Genomic DNA, 21924 nt, shown 5'->3' with positions numbered 1-21924 from the left:
TAGTTCGACTCCCGTATGTTTCATAGAAATCTGCGTTTGCCTACATTGCCTTTCGGCCAATGCGTTGGTCTTATGACATTGCGCGCGGTGCGATGGCTGAGGAGTGGTGATGAACATTATCGGCGTCGTCGGCGCGGCCACGTTGATACTGGCGGGGAGCGCCTCCGCGCAGGCCGGAGGAAAGACCATTCCAAGAACGGCGATCACACTCGGGACGGCGACGCCGGGCGGCGGTTTCCCGCTCTACGGCGATATGTTTGCCGAGGTCATGAACGAAATCGATCCAGCCCTCGTGATCGAGCCGCGCAGCACCAAAGGCAGCAACGAGAATATTCCGCTGCTGGAAGCGGGCAATCTCGATATCGCGCTAGTGGCCGGAGAGCCGTCCTATGAGGCATTCATGGGGATCGGACGGCCGGCAACCCGCCTGAAAATCCTGACCGCGATGTATTCGAGTCCGGGGCTGTTCGTGGTGCGGGCCGACAGCTCCTACAAGACCATTCGCGATCTGGTCGGCAAACCGGTCGCGTTCGGCGCCAAAGGCTCCGGTCTCCCGATCCTGTCGCGTTATCTGCTCGATGGCCTCGGGCTGAAGCAGGACGACGATTTCCAGTCGATCTATCTCGACCGCGCCGGCGACGGGCCGGCTATGGTGCTCGACGGGCGCGCCGCCGCGCTCTGGGGCGCGGGCATCGGCTGGCCCGGATTCAAGGCGATGAGCGAGAGTCCCGGCGGGGCGCGGTTCATCGCGCCGGATGCCGACGAGATCGCGCGCATCAAAGCCAAACACACGTTCCTCAAGCCGCTCACCGTGCCGGCCGGCAGTTATCCGAGCCAGTCCGCGCCGATCGATTCGCTGGGGTCGTGGAGCTTCATCCTGGCGCGGGAAAACCTGCCCGATGATGTGGCCTACCATCTCGCGCGATCGCTGCACAACGCTGAAGGCCTATTCTGCAAGAAGCTGCCGCAGGCCTGCGAGACCACGGCCGCGAATACGGCTGCCGCCGCGCCGGATCTCGATCGCATCCATCCCGGCGTGCTCAAATATCTCCGCGAGATCGGGGTGGTGAAATAGGGTATCGTGCGCCGGACGCAGCGCGGTTCTTGCGCAACGGTGCGCTGCATAGCCCGGCCCGTAACAACACAATATTGTCGTCGTGCGCGGGCTTGACCCGCGTATCCATCTTCCTTCGCATGAATCTTTCCAAAGGGATGGACTGCCGGGTCAAGACCTACTGGATGCACACATCTCATCGTCATTGCGGGCTTGACCCTGCCATATGCACACATCTCCGCCGTCATTGCCGGGCTTGACCCGGCAATCCATCCGCTTCGAAACGACTCTTCCGAAGATGGAGGGATACGTGGGTCAAGCCCGCGTATGACGCGATATGTGAACCCATAGGGTCAAGCCCGGCAATGCCGGTTCGCTTGGTACGGTCCCGGCTCCCGCGGAGCGGCACCAAGAATGCCGCACCGCGTCCGGGATACGAGAGCCGGATTACTTCTTCCCCAACGAGCACGCCGGATCGGGCGGTCCGAATGCCTCCTCGCCGGAGATCTTCGCCAGGATCTTGTAATAGTCCCACGGATATTTGGACTCTTCCGGCGTCTTGACCTGCACCAGCATCAAATCGTGCACCATCAACCCGTCCTCGCGCAGCTTGCCGTTGCGCGCAAAAAAGTCCTCGATCGGCTTTTCGCGCATCTTCGCGGCGACCTTGAGCGGCTCATCGGTGCCGGTGTCCTGGATCGCGTTGAGGTAGTACACGATCGAGGAATAGACCCCGGCCTGCCACATCGTCGGCATCCGGTTCATCTTGGCGAAATAGCGCTTCGACCATTCGCGGGTCTTGTCGTCCATGTCCCAGTAGAACGACGTGGTCAGCAGCAGACCTTGCGCGGCGGGAAGCCCCAATGAATGGATGTCAGTGATGAGCGCCAGAAGAGCAGCCATCTGCTGGCCGCCCTTGAAGACGCCGAACTCGGCGCCGGTCTTGATTTCATTGCCGTTGTTCGGCGGACCGCCGGCGATGCCGATGATCTTGGCCTTCGAAGCCTGCGCCTGCAGCACGAAGGATGACAGATCGGGCGTCGCGAACGGAGGGCGGACCGAGCCAAGCACCTTGCCACCCATCCTGGTGACGACGGAGGAAGCATCTTTCTCGAGCGAGTGCCCGAACGCATAATCGTCGGTGATGAAGAACCAGCTGTCGCCGCCGCGCTTCACCACTTCCTGCGCGGTGCCGACCGCGAGCGCACGGGTGTCGAACACCCACTGCATGGAATAGGGCGAGCAGAATTTGCCGTGGAAGTCGGCGGCGCCCGTGGCGTGGGTGATGAACAGCTTCTTCTTGTCGTTGGCGATGTTTTGCACCGCAAGGCCGACCGCCGATACCGGCACGTCGACAATGAGATCGACCTGCTCGACATCGTACCAGCGGCGCGCAATGCCGGCGCCGATATCGGGTTTGAGCTGATGATCGCCGATGATCACGCTGATTGGCTTGCCCAGCACCTTGCCGCCGAAATCATCGACCGCCATTTGCGCGGCGGTGACCGAGCCTTGCCCGGTGGGCGTGGACGCCGGTCCGTTCATGTCGGTGAGGACACCGATCTTCACCACGTCATCCGATACCTGAGCCAAGGCCGGCGGCGACGGCAGCAGCAGCGCGGCGAGTGCTCCAAGCGCAAAACGTCTTCTGGCGGGCATGCTTGTCTCCTCCGATGGATTTGCGGCGCATCGGCCATATTCTTGATTGGCAGGCCTTGATGCTGCGTCTGCCCTCTTCTTCGATTATTCAGCGCCACGCGTCAACTCACGGCAACCCTGCCGATGGCCGAGACCGGAGCAAGGCAATCCACTGTGTATTTCTGAGTTTATTCAGTAAATTGACGCGGCATGACACCGACCCAACGCTTGGCCGTCTCCCTGACGTCGCTCGATGCGGCGCGCGCGATGCTGCTCAAGACAATCGGGCCGGTCGCTCCAGTTGAACTTCCGCTGCTGCAGGCGCTCGGTTGTGTCGCCGCCGAACTGCCGCCGCTGGAACTGCTCCCGCCGTTCGACGTCGCCGCTGTCGACGGCTGGGCCCTGCACGCCCGCGAACTGGTCGGCGCGTCGTCGTATTCGCCGTTACCGCTGGCCGTCCCCCCAGTCTGGGTCGAGGCGGGCGATCGAATGCCGGAAGGCCGCGACTGCGTGATTGATCCGGCCTCCGTCGAGCAGGCGGGCCCGCTGTTTCAGGTTTTGGCCGACGCAGTACCCTGGCAAGGCGTTCGTCGTGCCGGCGGAGATATTACCGAGAGAGATTCGCTGATCGCCGCCGGACGGCAAATCCGGGCGCTCGATCTTCTGACCGCGCGAATGGCCGGTCTCGCCAGGCTTGCGGTTCGCCGTCCGCGGTTGCGCGTGATCGATATCCCGGCGACGGGCGGGAATGCGACGACGGCGCAACTGATCGCGGAGAGCGCCGGGGTGGTGGGCGCCGACGTGGTCTGCGCCAAAGCTGCGGGACGCGATGCGCGATCCATCGCAAACGCGGTCGATGCCGAGTCGTGCGATCTCATCATTACCATCGGCGGCAGCGGCATTGGGCGCACCGATGCGACGGCCCAAGCGCTTGCCCAGCGCGGCGCGCTGCTCGCCCATGGGATCGCGCTGCAGCCGGGCCGAACCGCCGCGATCGGCAAAATCGCCAGCAGTCCCGTTATCGCCTTGCCGGGCGCGGCGGATCAAGCGCTGGCGGGTTGGTGGACTCTTGCGCTACCGGTTCTGGAGCGGCTGTCCGGCAGAGAATCGCGGCCAATGACGACCCTGCCGCTTGTGCGCAAGATCGCCTCAAGCGTCGGGATCGCAGAAATCGCACTGCTCAAAAGGGCCGAGGATGCCTGGATGCCGCTTGCCATCGGCGACCTTGCGCTGGATACCATCGCGATCGCCGATGCCTGGCTCGCCGTGCCCGGCGGCAGCGAGGGATATGCGGCGGGCACGGCGGTCGATGCCTATATGCTTCGGGACTGCTCATGAGCGCTTCCAATATGCCGAATTCTCCGGTGCCGAAAAATCGCGACAGCCTGGAGCAGGATCAGTTCCTGACTGTCCTGTCCCGCGAGGATGCGCTGGCGCGTTTCGAAGCGGCGTTGTTCCCGCGCCTGATCTTAAGCGAAACGCGGACGCTGGCCGATGCGCTCGGTCACGCCCTGGCGGAAGACCTCGTGGCGCCGATCGACGTGCCGCCGTTCGACCGCTCCAATGTCGATGGCTTTGCGGTGCGTTCCGCCGACCTTGCATCGGCCGGCGAAGCGACACCGGTACGCGTCACGCTCAACCACGAGGTCATCGCCTGCGGCGTTGCGCCATTGCTGCCGGTGTTGCCCGGCACAGCAACGGCGATAGCAACGGGCGGACCGGTGCCGCGCGGCGCCGACGCCATCACGATGGTCGAACACACCCAGCCGGCGTCCCACGGTGAAATCGAAATTCGCCGCGCGGCTTCTCCGGGACAATTCGTATCCTACGCAGGCTCCGACATCGCGCGCGGCGAAGCGCTATTGCGTGCCGGGACCATGATCGGCTCGCGCGAAATCGGTATGCTCGCCGCCTGCGGCATCGCCGACGTCGCGGTGGCGCGGCGCCCGCGGGTCGCCGTTATTTCAACCGGAGATGAATTGATCCAGCCTGGACTGCCGCTGCGCCCGGCCGCAATTTACGACACCAACGGCGCCATCGTCGCTGCCGCCGTCGGCGAGAACGGCGGCGATGCGGTGTTTTTCGGCGCCATTGCCGACGATGAGCGGGAACTTGAGGCCGTCATAGGCAAGGCACTTGCGGGCTGCGATATGTTGTTGCTCTCCGGCGGCACCTCGAAAGGCACGGGCGACGTGTCGCATCGGATCGTCGCGCGGTTGGGCCGGCCCGGCATCATCGCCCATGGCGTCGCGCTGAAGCCGGGCAAGCCGCTGTGTCTTGCGGTCTGCGACGGCAAACCGATCGTGATCCTGCCGGGCTTTCCGACCTCGGCGATGTTCACCTTTCACGACATGATCGTGCCGGTGCTGCGCCGCATGGCGGGGTTGCCGCCGCGTTCCGACGCCAAGGTCACGGCAAAAATTCCGGTACGCATCGCATCGGAACTGGGCCGCGCCGAATTCGTCATGGTGTCGTTGGTCGAAGGCCTCGATGGCCTGATCGCATATCCGAGCGAGAAGGGTTCGGGAGCCATCACCTCGTTTGCGCAGGCCGACGGATTTTTACGGATCGACGCGCTTGCGGATCAGATGCCCGCCGGCACCGTGGCCGACATCACGCTGTTCACGCCGCATGTGCAAGTGCCGGATCTCGTCATTGTCGGCAGTCATTGCACCGGCCTCGATCTGGTCGTTGCGCCGCTGGCGCGGGCCGGATTGTCGGTGCGCTCGATTGCCGTGGGGAGTCTCGGGGGCCTGGCGGCGGCCCGGCGCGGTGAATGCGATTTCGCGCCCATCCATTTGTTCGACGAAAATACCGAAACCTACAACGAGCCGTTCATGGCGGCCGGGCTCGAACTGGTGCCGGGATATCGACGCATGCAGGGCATCGTATTTCGCGCGGAAGATGAACGCTTAAAAGGGTTGAACGCACAGGACGCGGTGCGCGCGGCGCTGGCCGATCCCGCCTGCATCATGGTCAACCGCAACCAGGGCGCCGGCACCCGCGCCCTGATCGACCGGCTGCTCGGCACCGCGCGGCCCGATGGCTACTGGAATCAGCCGCGCTCGCATAACGCCGTTGCCGCGGCGGTGGCGCAGAACCGGGCGGATTGGGGCGTCACCATCGCCCCGGTTGCCCATGCGGCGGGCCTTGGCTTTATTCCGCTGGCGGAAGAGCACTACGATTTCGCGCTGGTCACTGCACGAAAACAACGGCCGGCGGTTCAGGCGTTTCTCGCCTCGCTGGCATCAGAGGAAACCCGCGCGGCATTGCAGCGCGCGGGATTCCGGCCGGCGTGAATTGGGGCCCCGACTCTGCAGCGCACCGCTACGCGCTGCGCTGCGTCCGGGCACGTTAGCCGTCAAGCGCCGCCAACCGCTCCGCCTCCGCGATATCATCCATCGTATTGGCGTTGAAGAAGGGATCGAGCGGCTCTGCCGGCCACGTCACCGTCGCCAGCTTGTACCGCGCGGTCCAGCGGTCGATCTTGCGGATATCTTCCTTGACCAGCGCGTGGCGAAGCTCGTCGCGCAAGCTCACATTCCACAGTCCGATGACGGGATGCGTCTGGCCCGCAGAAGCGGCGACCGCAAGCTGCGAACCCTGCTCGATCCGTGCCTGCTGCAAACGTGCAACGAGGTCGCGCGGCAGAAACGGGCAATCGGCGGCGGCGCTCACGACCCAGGCAACGTCGGGGCGATCGGCCGCGGCCCAATCAAGCGCGGCGAGGATGCCGGCGAGCGGTCCGGGAAAATCCTCGACCGTGTCGGCTATGACCGGGAGGCCGAACGAGGCGAAGCGCGCCGGATCGCCGTTGGCGTTGAGAATGAGGCCGTCGCATTGCGGGGCAAGCCGCGCGATGACGCGGTCGAGGATGGTCCGGCCGGCGATGGTTCGCATCGGCTTGTCGCCGCCGCCCATGCGCCGCGCCAGTCCGCCGGCGAGCAGCACGCCGGGAGTTGCAGCAAGGCTAGTCATCCCGCTCGCTCTTGCGTTTATGGCGCGCGGATTCCTCTTCGACGTAGTCGAGGTTCTGGTCGTAGACGATGCGCTCCTGGCCGGCCAGCGCAATGAACCGCTTGCCGCGCGCGCGGCCGATCAGCGTCAGTCCTACCTGCCGTGCCAGATCGACGCCCCACGCCGTAAAACCCGAACGCGAAACCAGGATCGGAACCCCCATGCGAACCGTCTTGATCACCATTTCGGAGGTGAGGCGCCCGGTGGTGTAAAGAATTTTGTCGGCGGGATCGACGCCGTGGCGATAGATCCAGCCTGCAATCTTGTCGACGGCGTTGTGGCGGCCGACGTCTTCGGTGTAGCACACCGGCGTGCCCTTCTGGCAAAGCACGCAGCCGTGGATCGCGCCGGCCTCGAGATAGAGCGAGGGCATGGTGTTGATGGTGTGCGTCATCTGGTAAAGCCACGACGTGCGCAGCTTCGCCTTCGGCAGCGCGACGCTTTCGACGGCTTCGAGCAGGTCGCCGAACGCGGTGCCCTGCGCGCAGCCCGAGGTCTGCGTGCGCTTCTTCAGTTTCTGTTCGAAGTCGGTGTGGTGTTCGGTGCGGACGACAACAACCTGCAGGTCGTCGTCATATTCGACCTCGGTGACAATATCGTCGTATTTCAGCATGTTCTGATTGAGCAGATAGCCGAGTGCGAGATATTCCGGATGGTCGCCGATCGTCATCATGGTGACGATCTCCTGCGCGTTCAGATACAGCGTCAGCGGCCGCTCGACCGGGACGTTGATCTCGATCGTGGCGCCGGCCTGATCGGTTCCGGCGACGCGCTCGGTCAGCCGCGGATCCGAAGGGTTTGGGACGATACGGGGAGCGGGGAGCTTATCCATCTTCATCATGACCGGTTCGATAGCATGACAATGCCGCCAGCCCATATATAAAGCACCGTCGCGATTGCGATTGGGCCGCTGGTCCAGGGTCGAACCGGAGAACCGAATGAAGGTGATTGGTCTGGCGGGGTGGAGCGGCGCCGGCAAGACGACGCTACTGACGCGCCTGATCCCTTATTTCATCTCAAAGGGCTTGCGCGTTTCCGTGATCAAGCATGCCCACCATGAATTCGACGTCGATATCCCGGGAAAGGATTCCTGGGTGCACCGGCAGTCGGGTGCAGCCGAGGTGCTGGTCTCTTCGGCCCGGCGCTGGGCCCTGATGCACGAGTTGCGCGGCGCAAGCGAGCCGGAAATCCCCGAACTGCTGGCGAAGATGTCGCGGGTCGATCTGGTCCTGATCGAGGGTTTTAAACGCGAGCCGCATCGCAAGATCGAGGTATATCGCGCCGCCAACGGCAAGCCGCCATTGTTTCCCGACGATCCCGAAATCGTGGGCATTGCAAGCGATGCCAAGCTGGAAACGGGGCTTCCTACCGTTCATCTCGATGACATCGCCGCCGTCGCCGCCCTGATGCAGGCGTCGGCGATCGGCATTGCGGACGTGCTGACGCGTCACGCGACGGGAACCTGAAAAGCCATGGCGCAATTGTCCGACGATTGCTTTGCCTTCGGCGGACCGATGATGTCGGTCGATGACGCCGTTGCAATCATCGCCGCGCGGGTGACGGCGGTGCAGGATATCGAAACCGTCGACCTGAGGCATGCCGATGGCCGCATTCTGGCGGCAGGCATCTCCGCCCCGCTGCCGCTGCCGCCGTTCACCAATTCCGCCGTCGATGGCTATGCGGTGCGGCACGGCGATCTTCCGCTGACCGCGGAACAGGCATTTCCGGTTACGGGACGGGTGCAGGCCGGCGCCTCGGCACAGGGGCCGGTCGAACCGGGCCACGCCGTGCGCATCTTTACCGGTGCGCCGATGCCCGAGGGCGCTGATACCGTGTTCATGCAGGAGGATGTCCGTATCGACGAGGCAGGCAAAGTCGTTCTTCCCGGCGGGCTGAAAGCCGGCGCCAATGTCCGCCCGGCGGGTGAAGATATTGCGGCAGGCACGCGGGCCTTGCCGGCCGGACAGCGCCTGCGTCCGCAGGACGTCGCGCTTGGCGCCGCGTTCGGCCTGATGCACATCGAGGTGCGCCGCCGCATCCGCGTGGCGGTATTTTCGACGGGGAACGAACTGGTAGCGCCCGGCGCACCCCGCGCAGCCGCGCAACTCTATGACTCCAATCGTTTCATGATGATGGCAATGCTGGCCCGGTTGGGCTGCGATGTCAGCGATCTCGGCATCCTGCCTGACAACCGTGCCTCGCTCGCCGCCGCCTTGAAGAAGGTGGCTGGCGCACACGATCTGATCCTGACGACCGGCGGGGTTTCAACCGGCGAGGAAGATCACGTCAAGGCTGGTGTGGAGGACGTCGGGACCCTGGTGCTCTGGCGCATGGCGATCAAGCCGGGCCGCCCCGTGGCGATGGGGATCATCGATGGCACGCCCTTTATCGGCCTGCCCGGCAATCCGGTGGCTAGCTTTGTCACCTTCGCCTATGTGGTACGCCCGACGGTGCTGGCGCTGGCCGGCGCCCTGCAGCAAAATCCGATGCCGATGCCGGTGCGCGCGGCGTTCACATACCGGAAGAAGGCTGGCCGCCGCGAGTATGTCCGCGCCACGCTGCGCAGGGCTGCGGATGACATGCTGGAGGCGGTGAAATTTCCGCGCGAGGGCGCCGGCCTGTTGTCGTCGCTGGTGCAGACGGATGGACTGGTCGAACTCGGAGAAGGGATCACGCGGGTCGAACCTGGCCAAACGGTTGGATTTCTAGGCTATGCCAGCCTGACATGAACCGAATAGTTGAGCGCCGACGCGGCCGGTTGACGATAACAGCCCGCTTCGCCATCTTCAGTGCCATGGCGCAGACGAAACTCGATTTGACCGGACTAAAATGCCCATTGCCGGCCCTGAAAACCCGCAAGGCGCTGAAGTCGCTTAAACCTGGCGATCTCCTGGAAGTACACTGCACCGATCCGCTGTCGGTGATCGATATTCCGAGTCTGATCCGGGAAACCGGCGATCGGGTCGAGATCATTGAGCGCGCCGAGCGTCGGATCGTGTTCCTGATCGAAAAGACAGACGGGGCCGGAATATCAGCCGAATGAGCGACATAGGCCGTGCCTATATCGTCCATCGATCGATGCTACTTTTTGTTATGCTCAATATTCTTGGTGATGCCGCGCGCGTTGTGCTTTGCTGACACCAACAATGCTGGTTTGCCGAGGCACACTTCTTGATCGACAAACTCGAACTCCTGCTGGCGTTGGCGAAGGAAAAGCACTTCGGACGCGCGGCCGAAGCCTGCGGCGTAACGCAGCCGACGATGTCGACAGGCCTCAAGCAGCTTGAAGAAATCCTGGGAGTCACGCTGGTGCAGCGCGGCTCGCGTTTTCTGGGATTCACACCCGAAGGCGAGCGCGCGCTGGACTGGGCTCGACGGATCGTCGGCGACATGCGTGCCATGCGGGAAGAAATCAACACGCTGAAGCAAGGACTTTCCGGCGAGCTCAGGATCGCAGCGATACCGACAGTCCTTGGCATGGTCGCATCGCTGACCACGCCGTTCAGGGCCCGACATCCCAATGTGCGCTTTCGTATCGTGTCATGCACCTCGGTCGAGGTGCTCGCACTGCTGGAAAATCTGGAAGTCGATGCCGGGCTCACATATCTCGACAATGAGCCATTAGGCAAGGTTCGTGCAATTCCCCTTTACGATGAAAGATATCGATTGATCACGGCGCCGGATGGCCTTTACGGAGACCGCGACCAGGTCACATGGCACGAAGTAGGCCAGGTACCCTTATGTCTGCTGACGCCGGATATGCAGAATCGCCGAATCATTGATCGCGCGCTGCTGGCGGCCGGAACCCAGGCGACGCCGACGCTCACCTCGAATTCGGTCATCGTGCTTTACACGCATGTCAAGACCGGACGCTGGGCGAGCGTGATGCCGGCAAAGCTCGCGGAAACCCTGGGTTTGTCGGATGCCGTCCGCACCATCCCGATCGTCGACCCCCTTGTGACCTATAGAATTGGACTGGTCATTCCACCGCGCGAGACGATGACTCCGCTGGTTGCGGCGCTGGTCCAGACGGCGCAGGAAGTCGCGCCTTCGCTCAACGCCTGAGCAATATTGTCTCTCTCATCGGGAGTTGCTGCGGCCATCAGATTTTCATGATGCGGCAACTCATTTCATTTCCATATCGGCCGATTGCATATGCTGATCGATGCTTATTCAGTATCGCCGCATGGGAAAGCTTATCGTACCTGCGCATTTACTAACCGCTACCTTTGGCCTATCGAGACAGGCATTCGGTTCTGCCCGACTAATATCGCCGTCACGGCAGCGAAAGACTCGCGTCAGGGGTCCGGCGTCGGGGACAATTTTGAGTGAAAGAAACCGTGCCGCGACGCCGTGGCATAAGCGTTCGCATCGGGTGTTTTAGTTTGCCGAATATGCTCGATATCCTGACGCATCGTGATCCGCCGGGAGTGCGGCACTCGGAAAGCCAGTACGCGGCGGACAACTGAACAGAATCATATACGGCAGACTGGCCTGGGAAGGGTAGCTGCAGGGGAGGATGGAATGAGTACATATGAGGGAGCCGGCGCGATGACCGGCGGCGCACCGGGAATTCTCGACAAGGAGCGCACCATTGCGACCGCCGGCTTCAATCGCTGGCTGGTGCCGCCGGCGGCGCTCTGCATTCATCTGTGTATCGGCATGGCTTACGGCTTCAGCGTGTTTTGGCTGCCGCTGTCGCGCGCGCTCGGCATCACCGCGCCGAAGGTCTGCCCGGATATGTCGCTCATGCAGGAACTGTTCACCACCACCTGCGACTGGAAGGTTGCCAGCATGGGATGGATGTATACGCTGTTCTTTGTGTTGCTCGGCATCGCCGCGGCAGTGTGGGGCGGCTGGCTTGAACGCGCGGGACCGCGCAAGGCTGGCTTTGTCGCTGCGCTGTGCTGGTGCGGCGGGCTCTTCCTCGGCGCGATCGGCATCTATATCCACCAGCTCTGGCTATTGTGGCTCGGCTCCGGCGTGATCGGCGGCATCGGCCTCGGGCTTGGCTACATCTCTCCCGTATCGACCCTGGTGAAATGGTTTCCCGACCGGCGCGGCATGGCGACCGGGATGGCGATCATGGGTTTCGGCGGAGGCGCCATGATCGGCGCACCGCTGGCCAACATCCTGATGAATTATTTCAAGACCCCGACTTCGGTCGGCGTCTGGGAAACGTTCGTCGCCATGGGCGTCATCTATTTCGTGTTCATGACGATAGGCGCGTTCCGCTACCGCATCCCTCCGGCCGGATGGCGTCCGGAAGGCTGGACCCCACCCGCCAAGATCAACGCCATGATTACCCAAAACAACGTGCATCTAAAGGATGCACACAAGACGCCGCAGTTCTGGCTGATCTGGTGGGTGCTGACGCTGAACGTGTCGGCGGGCATCGGCGTGATAGGCATGGCTTCGCCGATGTTGCAAGAAATCTTCGCCGGTAAATTGATCGGCCTTCCCGACGTCGGTTTCAATGCCCTCAGCGGCGAACAGAAGGCCGCCATCGCCGGAATCGCCGCCGGCTTCACCGGCCTGCTGTCGCTGTTCAACATCGGCGGCCGGTTTTTCTGGGCGTCGCTGTCGGACAAGATCGGACGCAAGAACACCTACTATACGTTTTTCATCCTCGGCATTGCGCTCTATGCGCTGGCGCCGACCTTCGCCGCGATGGGCTCAAAACTGCTGTTCGTGCTCGGCTTCGGCATCATCCTGTCCATGTATGGCGGCGGCTTCGCCACCGTGCCGGCCTATCTCGCCGACATGTTCGGAACGCAGTTCGTGGGCGCCATCCATGGCCGGCTGCTGACCGCGTGGTCGACGGCCGGTATTATCGGTCCAGTGGTGGTGAATTACATCCGCGAGTTCCAGCTTGCCGCGGGCGTGCCGCGCGACCAGCTTTACAACACGACCATGTACATTCTCTGCGCCATGCTGATCGCGGGATTGATCTGCAATTATCTGATCAAGCCGGTCGATCCGAAGTGGCACATGAGCGATGCCGAGGTCGCGAAGCTACAGGCGGCTACCGCCACTACGGCTTTGGCATCCCCGACCGGTTCGTATGGAATAGGTTTCGGTGGACTCGACGGCAAGGCCGGGTTGTTCTGGGCGTTTGTTGGCGTTCCGCTGCTGTGGGGGGTCTGGATCACGCTGCAGAGCGCGGCCAAGATATTCTGAGCACTCAGATGAATGTGGGACATGGCGGTGGGAAATCGCCATGTCTCCATTCCAGTGCCGGAGGCGGCATCGGTAACATTCTTTCTTCTTGGCATGTGGCATACCACAGATTAGAGTTGCATGGCTGGAAGGGTGGAAACGAGATGATCCATGAATCATGACGTGCAGCAGGTCCGTTCGTTCGAGCATCCGGGCGAGGGCCGGCGGCGCGCCAAATCGACCCCCAAGGGACGCCAGATCGATCCGCAAGCCGCTGAAGAAATGGCGTTTTTATTGGGTGACCGGCCGCGGCGCAGGGATCTGCTGATCGAGCACCTGCACCTTATTCAGGATACATACCACCAGATTTCGGCTGCGCACTTGGCAGCCCTTGCCGACGAAATGGACTTGGCCTTCGCGGAGGTGTTCGAGACCGCGACCTTCTATGCGCATTTCGACGTAGTGAAGGAAGGCGAGCGCGATATTGCCCCGCTGACCATTCGGGTCTGCGATTCACTTACCTGCGCCATGTTGGGTGCCGAAAAACTGCTGCAGGAATTGCAGAGCGCGGCCGGTCCCGGAATTCGTGTCGTGCGCGCGCCTTGCGTCGGACGGTGCGACACCGCGCCCGCGGCGGAGGTCGGCCATCATTTCGTCGATCGTGCGAGCGCGCAGAGCGTGCTCGCGGCGGCGAAATGCGGCGATACCCATGCGCATCTGCCTGCCTATGTCGACTACGACGGCTATGTCGCAAGCGGAGGGTATGCACTGCTGAAACGGCTGCGCTGCGGCGACTTGGCGAAAGAGGAATTGCTGAAGGCGCTCGACGATGCGTCGCTGCGAGGTCTCGGCGGCGCAGGATTTCCGACGGGGCGCAAATGGCGCGCGGTGCTCGGCGAACCGGGGCCGCGGCTGATGGCGATCAACGGCGACGAGGGCGAGCCCGGCACTTTCAAGGATCGCTGGTACCTCGAGACCGATCCGCATCGCTTCCTTGAAGGCATGCTGATCGGCGCACACGTCGTGGAAGCGCCCGAGGTCTACATCTATCTGCGCGACGAATATCCGGCCTCGCGCGAAATCCTTGCGCGAGAAATCGCAAAACTGCCGCCGGGCGGTCCGACGCTGCATATGCGGCGCGGCGCCGGCGCCTACATCTGCGGCGAGGAGTCCGCGCTGCTCGAAAGCATCGAGGGCAAACGCGGATTGCCCCGTCACAAGCCGCCTTACCCGTTCCAGGTCGGCCTGTTCGGATTGCCGACGCTGATCAACAACATCGAGACGCTGTGGTGGGTGCGCGATATCGTCGAAAAAGGCGCGGACTGGTGGAAGGGCAACGGCCGTAACGACCGCCATGGGCTGCGCAGCTATTCGGTATCCGGCCGTGTGAAAAACCCCGGCATGAAGCTGGCGCCGGCCGGTGTCACGGTGCGCGAATTGATCGACGAGTTCTGCGGCGGCATGGCCGAGGGCCACACGTTCCATGCTTATCTGCCGGGCGGCGCGTCGGGCGGCATCCTGCCGGCGGCGATGGACGACATCCCCCTCGATTTCGGCACGCTGGAAAAATACGGCTGCTTTATCGGATCGGCGGCGGTGATCATCCTGTCCGATCAGGATGATGTAAAGGGCGCGGCGCTGAACCTGATGCGCTTCTTCGAGGACGAGAGCTGCGGCCAGTGCACGCCCTGCCGGGTCGGCACCCAGAAAGCGGCGCTGCTGATGCAGGGCGGCGTATGGAACCGGGAATTGCTGGACGAATTGAGCCAGGCGATGCGCGACGCCTCGATCTGCGGACTGGGCCAGGCGGCCTCCAATCCGCTGACTTCAGTAATTAAATACTTCCCCGAGGAGTTCGCGCCGAAGGAGGCCGCGGAATGACAAGCATCAATTATTTGTCTGCTTCGGTGATTGCCGGTGAGGTTTCGACATGAGCAATGACAGCCCGACGCCGCAGGGATATGGCCACGATGCCAAAGGCAAGGCAGGCGGAACGTCGGCGCCCGATGGAAAAGTCAACGTTGCGCACACCGCGCCGGTCGGCAAGGTCGGCGGCGAGGGAGCCGGGCCAAAAATCATCCAGTTCGAACTCGACGGCAAACTGGTGGAAGCGAAAGCCGGCGAAACCATCTGGCAAGTGGCAAAGCGGCAGGGCCGCGAAATTCCGCATCTGTGCTATTCGCCCGAACCGGACTACCGGCCCGACGGCAACTGCCGTGCCTGCATGGTGGAAATCGACGGCGAGCGCGTGCTGGCGGCGTCCTGCAAGCGAACGCCGAGCGTCGGCATGAAAGTGAAGTCGGCAAGCGCCCGCGCCGTTGCCGCGCAAAAAATGGTGATGGAGCTTCTGGTCGCCGACCAGCCTGCGCGCGAAACCTCGCACGATCCGGATTCGAAGTTCTGGCATTGGGCCGAGAAGATCGAGGTCACGACAAGCCGTTTCCCCGCCGCCGAGCGCTGGCACGGCGATGCCAGTCATCCCGCGATGCGCGTCAATCTCGATGCCTGCATCCAGTGCGGCCTGTGCGTGCGCGCCTGCCGCGAGGTCCAGGTCAACGACGTGATCGGCATGGCCTATCGCAACCACGATTCAAAGATCGTGTTCGACTTTGACGATCCGATGGGAGAATCGACCTGCGTCGCCTGCGGCGAATGCGTGCAGGCCTGTCCAACCGGCGCGCTGATGCCTGCGGTGATGCTCGATGAGAATCAGACCCGGGTCAATTACGCCGACAAAAAAGTGGACTCGCTCTGCCCGTTCTGCGGGGTCGGCTGCCAGGTCACCTATCAGGTCAAGGACGGGAAGATTCTTTACGCTGAAGGCCGCGACGGACCGGCCAACCATAACCGGCTCTGCGTGAAGGGCCGCTTCGGCTTCGACTACATCCACCATCCGCATCGCCTGACAAAGCCGCTGGTGCGGCTGCCCAATGCGAAAAAGGACGCCAACGATCAGGTCGATCCCGCCAATCCCTTCACGCATTTCCGCGAAGCATCGTGGGAAGAAGCCCTCGACATCGCCGCCAGGGGGCTGGTGAGAATCCGCGACGAGAAGGGCGTCAAGGCGCTGGCGGGCTTCGGTTCGGCCAAGGGCTCCAATGAAGAGGCCTACCTGTTCCAGAAGCTGGTGCGCACCGGATTCGGCTCCAACAACGTCGACCATTGCACGCGGCTGTGCCACGCCTCGTCGGTGGCGGCGTTGATGGAAGGTCTGAATTCGGGCGCGGTGTCGGCGCCGTTCGCGGCGGCCATGGATGCCGAAGTGATCATCGTGATCGGCGCCAATCCGACCGTCAATCATCCGGTGGCCGCCACCTACATCAAGAACGCGGCCAAGCGCGGCGCCAAGCTGATCGTGATGGACCCGCGCCGGCAGACCCTGTCGCGCCATGCCTACAAACACCTCGCTTTCAAGCCGGGCGCCGACGTCGCCATGCTGAATGCGATGCTCAACACCATCATCGCCGAAGACCTCACCGACAAGCAGTACATTGCTGGATATACCGAAGGCTTCGACGAGCTGCGGGAGAAGATCCAGGAATTCACGCCGGAGAAGATGGCGCCGATCTGCGGCATCGACGCGGAAACCTTGCGCGAGGTGGCGCGGATGTACGCGCGCTCGCGCGCCTCGCTCATCTTCTGGGGCATGGGCATCAGCCAGCATATCCATGGCACCGACAATGCGCGCTGCCTGATCGCGCTGGCATTGATCACGGGACAGGTGGGCCGGCCCGGCACCGGCCTGCATCCGCTGCGCGGCCAGAACAACGTGCAGGGCGCATCCGACGCCGGTCTGATTCCGATGTTCCTGCCGGACTACCAGCCGGTCGGACGCACCGATCTGCGCGAGCCCTTCGAGCGCCTCTGGCATCACGATCTCGATCCCGTCCGCGGACTGACCGTGGTCGAGATCATCCACGCGATTCACGCCGGTGAAATCGCCGGCATGTATATCGAGGGCGAAAACCCGGCGATGTCCGATCCGGACGTGCAGCATGCGCGCGAGGCGCTGGCAAAACTCGATCATCTGGTGGTGCAGGATCTGTTCGTTACGGAAACCGCGTTTCATGCCGACGTGATCCTGCCGGCGTCCGCGTTCGCCGAGAAATCCGGCACGTTCACGAATACCGATCGCCGCGTGCAGTTGGCGCGTGAAGTAATCAAGCCGCCCGGCGATGCGCGGCAGGATTTGTGGATCATCCAGGAAATTGCCAGACGCATGGGCCTCGACTGGCACTACAACGGGCCGGCCGATGTCTTCGCCGAAATGACGGAAGTAATGCCATCGCTGAAGAACATCACCTGGGAGCGGCTGGTGCGCGAGGGCGCCGTGACCTATCCGGTCGACGATCCCCAAAAGCCCGGCAACGAGATCATCTTTACTGCCGGTTTTCCGACCGCAAGCGGCCGCGGCAAGATCGTGCCGGCGCATGTGATCGCGCCGGACGAACTGCCTGACGATGAGTATCCGATGGTACTGTCCACCGGCCGCGTGCTTGAACACTGGCATACCGGCTCGATGACGCGGCGTTCCAACGTGCTCGATCAGATCGAGCCGGAGGCGGTTGCGTTCATGTCGCCGAAGGATATGCGGCGCATGAAGGTATGGCCGGGTGATCTCATCCGGCTGGAAACGCGGCGTGGCGCGGTCGAGGTCAAGGTGCGTTCGGATCGAGACGTCCCGGAAAACATGGTCTTCATGCCATTCTGTTATGCCGAAGCCGCCGCGAACCTGTTGACCAATCCGACGCTCGATCCGTTTGGCAAGATTCCCGAATTCAAGTTCTGCGCGGTTCGCGCAGAGCGAGCCGAGGTGCGCAGCGCTGCGGAGTAGCAAGCGCGGATGACGGTGGGAGTGCGCGGTGTCTCCATAGATGGAACTTTACTTCACTGTGAAGTTTGTTTTCCGTCACAACGGAGAAACCTCATGGCAAGGAAATATTCCAAGGGCGCGTCAAAGAAAGTCGAAGGCGCGATGAAGAAGCGAAAGAAAGGCACCCTGAAGAGCGGCCGTTCGGGCAAGAAAGTCAAGAGTCGCAAGCAGGCAATCGCAATCGGACTCTCCGAAGCGCGAAAAGCAGGAAAGAAAGTCCCGAAGAAGAAGACCGCAAAGAAATCGAAACGCAAATCGTCGAAACGGAAGAAGTAGTAAAGAGCAGGCGGCCCGAATCGTTCGAGGCCGCCTTTCAACTCGCCTTGCGCTGTCGCGCTGTGGAGCGATGCGCCTTCTTGGCCGGGCGCGTTCGCCGCGCAGTGCCCGACGCAGCATGACCGGATCGTTTTGCCGAAGCCTTGCCCTTGAGGCTTTGCCGAAGTGCGTCCATCAGATCAATGACGTTGTCCGGCTTTTCGTCGCGCTCGGCCACTTTTACCGGTTTACCGGCAGCCTTGCGCTTGACCAGTGCTTTCAGCGCGTTTTCATATTCATCTTCGAATTTCGACGGGTCGAAATGCGCTGCCTTGCTGTCCAGGATGTGGGATGCGAGCTCGACCATGTCCTTCGAGATCTTCGGATTCTTGATGTCATCGAAATAGTCGTCTTCGTCGCGCAATTCATAAGGGTAGCGCAAGGTGGTGCCGAGCAATCCCTTACCCAACGGCTCGATGGCGATGATGTGCTCCCGATTCGACAGCACGATGCGTGCAAGCGCTACGCGATCCTTGTCCTTCATGGCGTCGCGGATCACGGCGAAAGCGTCGATTCCGGCCTTACCGTCGGGCGCGATATAATAAGGGTGGTTGAGGTAGCGCTTGTCGATCTCGTCGCGCGGCACGAAGCTGTCGATGTCAATGCTGTGGTTGCTTTCGATCTGAACCGCTTCCAGTTCTTCGGCTCCGATCTCGACATATTCGCCTTTGCTCAATTCGTAGCCGCGGCCTTTCTGGTCGCTTTCAACGACGTCGCCGGTCTCGGCGTCGATCATCTGCTGCTTCAGCCGATTGCCGGTTTCCTTGTTGATCATGTGAAAGCGCGTCTTCTCCACCGTCGTCGAGGCCGGATAAAGCACCACCGGACAGGACACGAGCGACAGTTTCAACGAGCCTTTCCAGTACGCGCGGGGGGCCATTGCATTCTCCCAAATCGTTGTGCGTTCAATCGAATTCGGTAAAACGCATTCGGGAACTTCAACGGTGATTGAGGGTTTTGGTTCCGGGGCCTAGAGTCTGGTCCCCGCTTCCGGCTTCAACGCTCATTGCCGGGTTAGGATTTTCCGTGACCGACAAGCATCTCGACGTTTACCGAAAGAAGCGCGATTTCGAAAAGACGGCGGAGCCGAGCGGCAAGACCGCCGTGGCGCCGTCGAAGCGGCGGCGGTTCGTGATCCAGAAGCACGACGCCACCCGGCTGCATTACGACCTGCGGCTGGAGTTCGATGGCGTTTTCAAATCCTGGGCGGTGACCCGCGGGCCCTCGCTGGATCCGCACGACAAGCGTCTCGCGGTGGAGGTGGAAGACCACCCGCTCGATTACGGCGATTTCGAAGGCACCATTCCGAAGGGCCAGTATGGCGGCGGTACGGTACAACTATGGGACCGCGGCTATTGGGAGGCCGACGATCCTGAAAAAGGATTCAAGAAGGGCGATCTCAAATTCACCCTCGACGGCGAAAAGCTTCATGGCGGTTGGGTGCTGGTCCGGATGCGGCACGACCGCAGCGGCGGCAAGCGTACCAACTGGCTGTTGATCAAGCATCGCGACGATTATTCGCGGGAGAACAAGGGCGACATCATTCTCGAACAGGACCAATCGGTCGCATCGGGCCGCGCAATGAACGAGATCGCGGCCGGAAAGGGCAAGGCGCCAAAGCCTTTCATGACGGCGAAGGCCGGCCGCGCCAAGGCGGATGCGGTATGGAATTCGAACCGGGGAATGGCGGCCGAGGCACGGGCCGAACGCGAGGCGCCCGAGCCCTCCGAAACAAAAGCAAATGGAAATCGAGCGTCGTCCAAGGCAAAGAAGGTCACGGCCATACCGAGCTTTATTGCCCCTCAACTTTGTGTATCCGTCGAAAAGCCGCCGCAAACCGAAGGTTGGGGTCATGAGATCAAACTGGACGGCTACCGTCTTCAGCTCCGCATTGAAGACGGCAGAGCTACGCTAAAGACCCGCAAGGGGCTGGACTGGACGGAAAAATTCGCCGCCATAGCAAAACAGGCGGGGTCGCTGCCGGATGCGCTGATCGACGGCGAGGTTGTCGCCCTCGACGCAACGGGCGAGCCGGATTTTGCCGCGCTGCAGGCAGCACTTTCCGACGGTAAGACCGGCAAGCTGGTCTTCTTCGCCTTCGATCTGCTGTTCGCAGACGAATTTGATCTTCGCCCCGCGCCATTGTCGGAGCGGAAACATCGGTTAAAGGACATGCTCGGCGACCTGACCCCGCGCAAGGACAGCTTGATTCGCTACCTCGATCACGTTGAGGCGGGCGGCGAGGCGGTGTGGCAGACGGCCTGCAAGATGTCGCTGGAAGGAATCATTTCAAAAAAGCTTGGCGCGCCCTATCAATCCGGACGTTCCGAGAACTGGACCAAGACCAAATGCCGCGCTGGCCACGAAGTGGTTCTCGGCGGTTGGAAAACCACGAACGGAAAATTCCGCTCGCTGATGGCGGGCGTGTACCGCGGCGATCATCTGGCTCATGTCGGAATGGTCGGCACCGGCTTCGGGCAGGACAAAGTCAAGCGGCTGATGCCTGCGTTAAAGGCGGCGGCATCGAATACCAGTCCATTCGGCGGCAAGAACGCGCCCAGGAAAACCCGCGACGTGCATTGGCTGAAGCCGGAGCTTGTCGCGGAGATTGAGTTCGCTGGCTGGACCGGTGACGGAAACGTGCGCCAAGCGTCGTTCAAGGGACTACGTGAGGACAAGCCGGCCCGGGAAGTAACGGCGGAGAAGCCGGTCGTGACGGAGATCGCGAAGCCCGCCCCCGGACGGTCCGCTGCACGTAAGGCGCTTGCCAAAAAGCCCGCCGGCAGATCCGCGGAAGTAATGGGCGTAGTCATTTCCAAGCCTGCCAAGCCGCTGTGGCCTGACGGCGGCGGTGGCGAGCCGGTGACCAAACTGGATCTCGCGCGATATTTCGAAGCTGTCGGTGGTTGGGTTATCCATCATATCAAGGGACGGCCGTGCTCGATCGTGCGCGCGCCCGATGGTATCAAGGGCGAGACGTTCTTTCAGCGCCATGCAATGATGGGTACATCGAATTTGCTGGAACTGGTCAAGGTGTCCGGCGACCGCAAGCCCTATCTGCAGATCGATCGCATCGAGGGCCTCGCTGCTGTTGCGCAAATCGGCGGACTTGAACTGCATCCGTGGAATTGCGCGCCGGACCAGCCAGATATTCCCGGTCGGCTGGTATTCGATCTCGATCCTGCGCCGGACGTCGGCTTTGGAGAGGTGATTGCAGCCGCCAAGGAAATGCGCGAAAGGCTGACCAGCCTCGGCCTCGAAAGCTTCTGCAAGACCACCGGCGGCAAGGGACTGCACGTCGTGACGCCTCTGTTGTATGGCGCCAAGGACAAGGTCGATTGGAAAGAGGCCAAGGCGTTCGCTCAAGGGGTTTGCCAATGGATGGCGAACGACGACCCGGAGCGTTATTTGCTCAACATGGCCAAGAAGCTGCGCAAGGGAAAAATCTTTCTGGATTATCTGCGCAACGACCGGATGTCGACGGCGGTGGCATTATTGTCGCCGCGCGCGCGCGACGGTGCAACGGTTTCCATGCCGCTGACATGGGCACAGGTCCGCAATGATCTTGATCCGAGGCGCTATACCATACGCACCGTGCCGGGGCTGCTGGCAAAAACCAAGGCGTGGGAGGGGTATGACGGTGCTGCGGCCGCGATCAGGCCGGCTATCAAGAAGCTCGCCGCGTCCTGACTGTCTTGCCCGGCTTGACCCTACTGAATTCACGCATCTCGCCCTACGCGGGATGAGCCGCGTATCCATCACCTTTAGAAGGCCTTTTAAACGATGAATTGCCGGGTCAAGCCCGGCAATGCCGATGAGATGGTGCATCCAGTGGGGCTTGACCGGGCGATCCAGAATGTCGAAACGC

At 62.2% G+C, this 21924-nt stretch carries 16 protein-coding genes; 12 read left to right on the top strand and 4 right to left on the bottom strand.

All coding sequences use genetic code 11. The annotated features are described in order from the left end of the window. Window positions 1–109: 109 nt before the first annotated feature. Window positions 110–1075 (top strand): TAXI family TRAP transporter solute-binding subunit, encoded by a 966-nt coding sequence (locus ACFE72_RS03140; RefSeq protein WP_375411588.1) that lies wholly within the window; start codon window positions 110–112, stop codon window positions 1073–1075. A gap of 426 nt (window positions 1076–1501) precedes the next feature. Here the strand turns inward: ACFE72_RS03140 and ACFE72_RS03135 are convergent, their stop codons facing one another. Beyond that, window positions 1502–2713 carry an ABC transporter substrate-binding protein gene (locus ACFE72_RS03135; protein ID WP_375411587.1) on the bottom strand — a complete coding sequence of 404 codons (1212 nt, stop codon included), beginning with the start codon at window positions 2711–2713 and terminating at the stop codon, window positions 1502–1504. A 189-nt stretch (window positions 2714–2902) separates the two neighbouring features. Here ACFE72_RS03135 and ACFE72_RS03130 point away from each other — a divergent pair, with 189 nt between their 5' ends. Together ACFE72_RS03130 and ACFE72_RS03125 are read left to right on the top strand one after the other, a co-directional pair. Further along, window positions 2903–4030: a molybdopterin-binding protein gene (locus tag ACFE72_RS03130; RefSeq protein WP_375411586.1), complete on the top strand. Its 1128-nt coding sequence runs from the start codon at window positions 2903–2905 to the stop codon at window positions 4028–4030. A gap of 11 nt (window positions 4031–4041) precedes the next feature. Next, complete coding sequence (locus tag ACFE72_RS03125; RefSeq protein WP_375411678.1) at window positions 4042–5991, top strand: molybdopterin biosynthesis protein; 1950 nt, start codon at window positions 4042–4044, stop codon at window positions 5989–5991. Between the two features lie 55 nt (window positions 5992–6046). Here the strand turns inward: ACFE72_RS03125 and mobA are convergent, their stop codons facing one another. Continuing rightward, a complete protein-coding gene (gene mobA, locus ACFE72_RS03120; RefSeq protein WP_375411585.1) occupies window positions 6047–6670 on the bottom strand; it encodes a molybdenum cofactor guanylyltransferase MobA in 624 nt (207 codons plus the stop codon). Then, a complete protein-coding gene (gene fdhD / locus ACFE72_RS03115) occupies window positions 6663–7550 on the bottom strand; it encodes a formate dehydrogenase accessory sulfurtransferase FdhD (protein ID WP_375411584.1) in 888 nt (295 codons plus the stop codon). Before fdhD ends, mobA begins: the two co-directional genes overlap by 8 nt. Before the next feature lie 97 nt (window positions 7551–7647). Between fdhD and mobB the strand changes: the two genes are divergently transcribed. The 8 genes from mobB to ACFE72_RS03075 all read left to right on the top strand — a co-directional run bounded on the left by mobB (window position 7648) and on the right by ACFE72_RS03075 (window position 18017). Beyond that, a complete protein-coding gene (gene mobB / locus ACFE72_RS03110) occupies window positions 7648–8175 on the top strand; it encodes a molybdopterin-guanine dinucleotide biosynthesis protein B (RefSeq protein WP_375411583.1) in 528 nt (175 codons plus the stop codon). A gap of 6 nt (window positions 8176–8181) precedes the next feature. After that, window positions 8182–9438 carry a gephyrin-like molybdotransferase Glp gene (gene glp, locus ACFE72_RS03105; protein ID WP_375411582.1) on the top strand — a complete coding sequence of 419 codons (1257 nt, stop codon included), beginning with the start codon at window positions 8182–8184 and terminating at the stop codon, window positions 9436–9438. A 65-nt stretch (window positions 9439–9503) separates the two neighbouring features. Further along, window positions 9504–9752 (top strand): sulfurtransferase TusA family protein, encoded by a 249-nt coding sequence (locus ACFE72_RS03100; protein ID WP_375411677.1) that lies wholly within the window; start codon window positions 9504–9506, stop codon window positions 9750–9752. A gap of 128 nt (window positions 9753–9880) precedes the next feature. Beyond that, a complete protein-coding gene (locus ACFE72_RS03095; protein WP_375411581.1) occupies window positions 9881–10774 on the top strand; it encodes a LysR family transcriptional regulator in 894 nt (297 codons plus the stop codon). 459 nt (window positions 10775–11233) lie between these two features. After that, window positions 11234–12889 carry an OFA family MFS transporter gene (locus ACFE72_RS03090; protein ID WP_375411580.1) on the top strand — a complete coding sequence of 552 codons (1656 nt, stop codon included), beginning with the start codon at window positions 11234–11236 and terminating at the stop codon, window positions 12887–12889. Between the two features lie 150 nt (window positions 12890–13039). Then, window positions 13040–14749, top strand: a complete 1710-nt coding sequence (locus tag ACFE72_RS03085; protein WP_375411579.1) for an NADH-ubiquinone oxidoreductase-F iron-sulfur binding region domain-containing protein — start codon at window positions 13040–13042, stop codon at window positions 14747–14749. Window positions 14750–14798: 49 nt separating this feature from the next. Continuing rightward, the gene (gene fdhF, locus ACFE72_RS03080) at window positions 14799–17702 is read left to right on the top strand and encodes a formate dehydrogenase subunit alpha (RefSeq protein WP_375411578.1); all 2904 of its coding nucleotides are present in this window, start codon (window positions 14799–14801) and stop codon (window positions 17700–17702) included. A 93-nt stretch (window positions 17703–17795) separates the two neighbouring features. Beyond that, on the top strand, window positions 17796–18017 hold the full coding sequence (locus tag ACFE72_RS03075) for a DUF6496 domain-containing protein (RefSeq protein ID WP_375411577.1): 222 nt from the start codon (window positions 17796–17798) through the stop codon (window positions 18015–18017). A 37-nt stretch (window positions 18018–18054) separates the two neighbouring features. On the opposite strand, the gene ACFE72_RS03070 is transcribed toward ACFE72_RS03075, so the two are convergent. Then, the gene (locus tag ACFE72_RS03070; RefSeq protein ID WP_375411576.1) at window positions 18055–18936 is read right to left on the bottom strand and encodes a Ku protein; all 882 of its coding nucleotides are present in this window, start codon (window positions 18934–18936) and stop codon (window positions 18055–18057) included. A 146-nt stretch (window positions 18937–19082) separates the two neighbouring features. On the opposite strand from ACFE72_RS03070, the gene ligD reads away from it, so the two are divergent. After that, window positions 19083–21746 (top strand): DNA ligase D, encoded by a 2664-nt coding sequence (gene ligD, locus ACFE72_RS03065; protein ID WP_375411575.1) that lies wholly within the window; start codon window positions 19083–19085, stop codon window positions 21744–21746. The last annotated feature ends 178 nt before the right edge of the window (window positions 21747–21924 follow it).

This window comes from uncultured Bradyrhizobium sp., from assembly GCF_964252615.1.
GTDB lineage: Bacteria > Pseudomonadota > Alphaproteobacteria > Rhizobiales > Xanthobacteraceae > Bradyrhizobium.
Note: the sequence above shows the minus strand (reverse complement) of the source record. Positions and strands in the feature narration are given on the sequence as shown.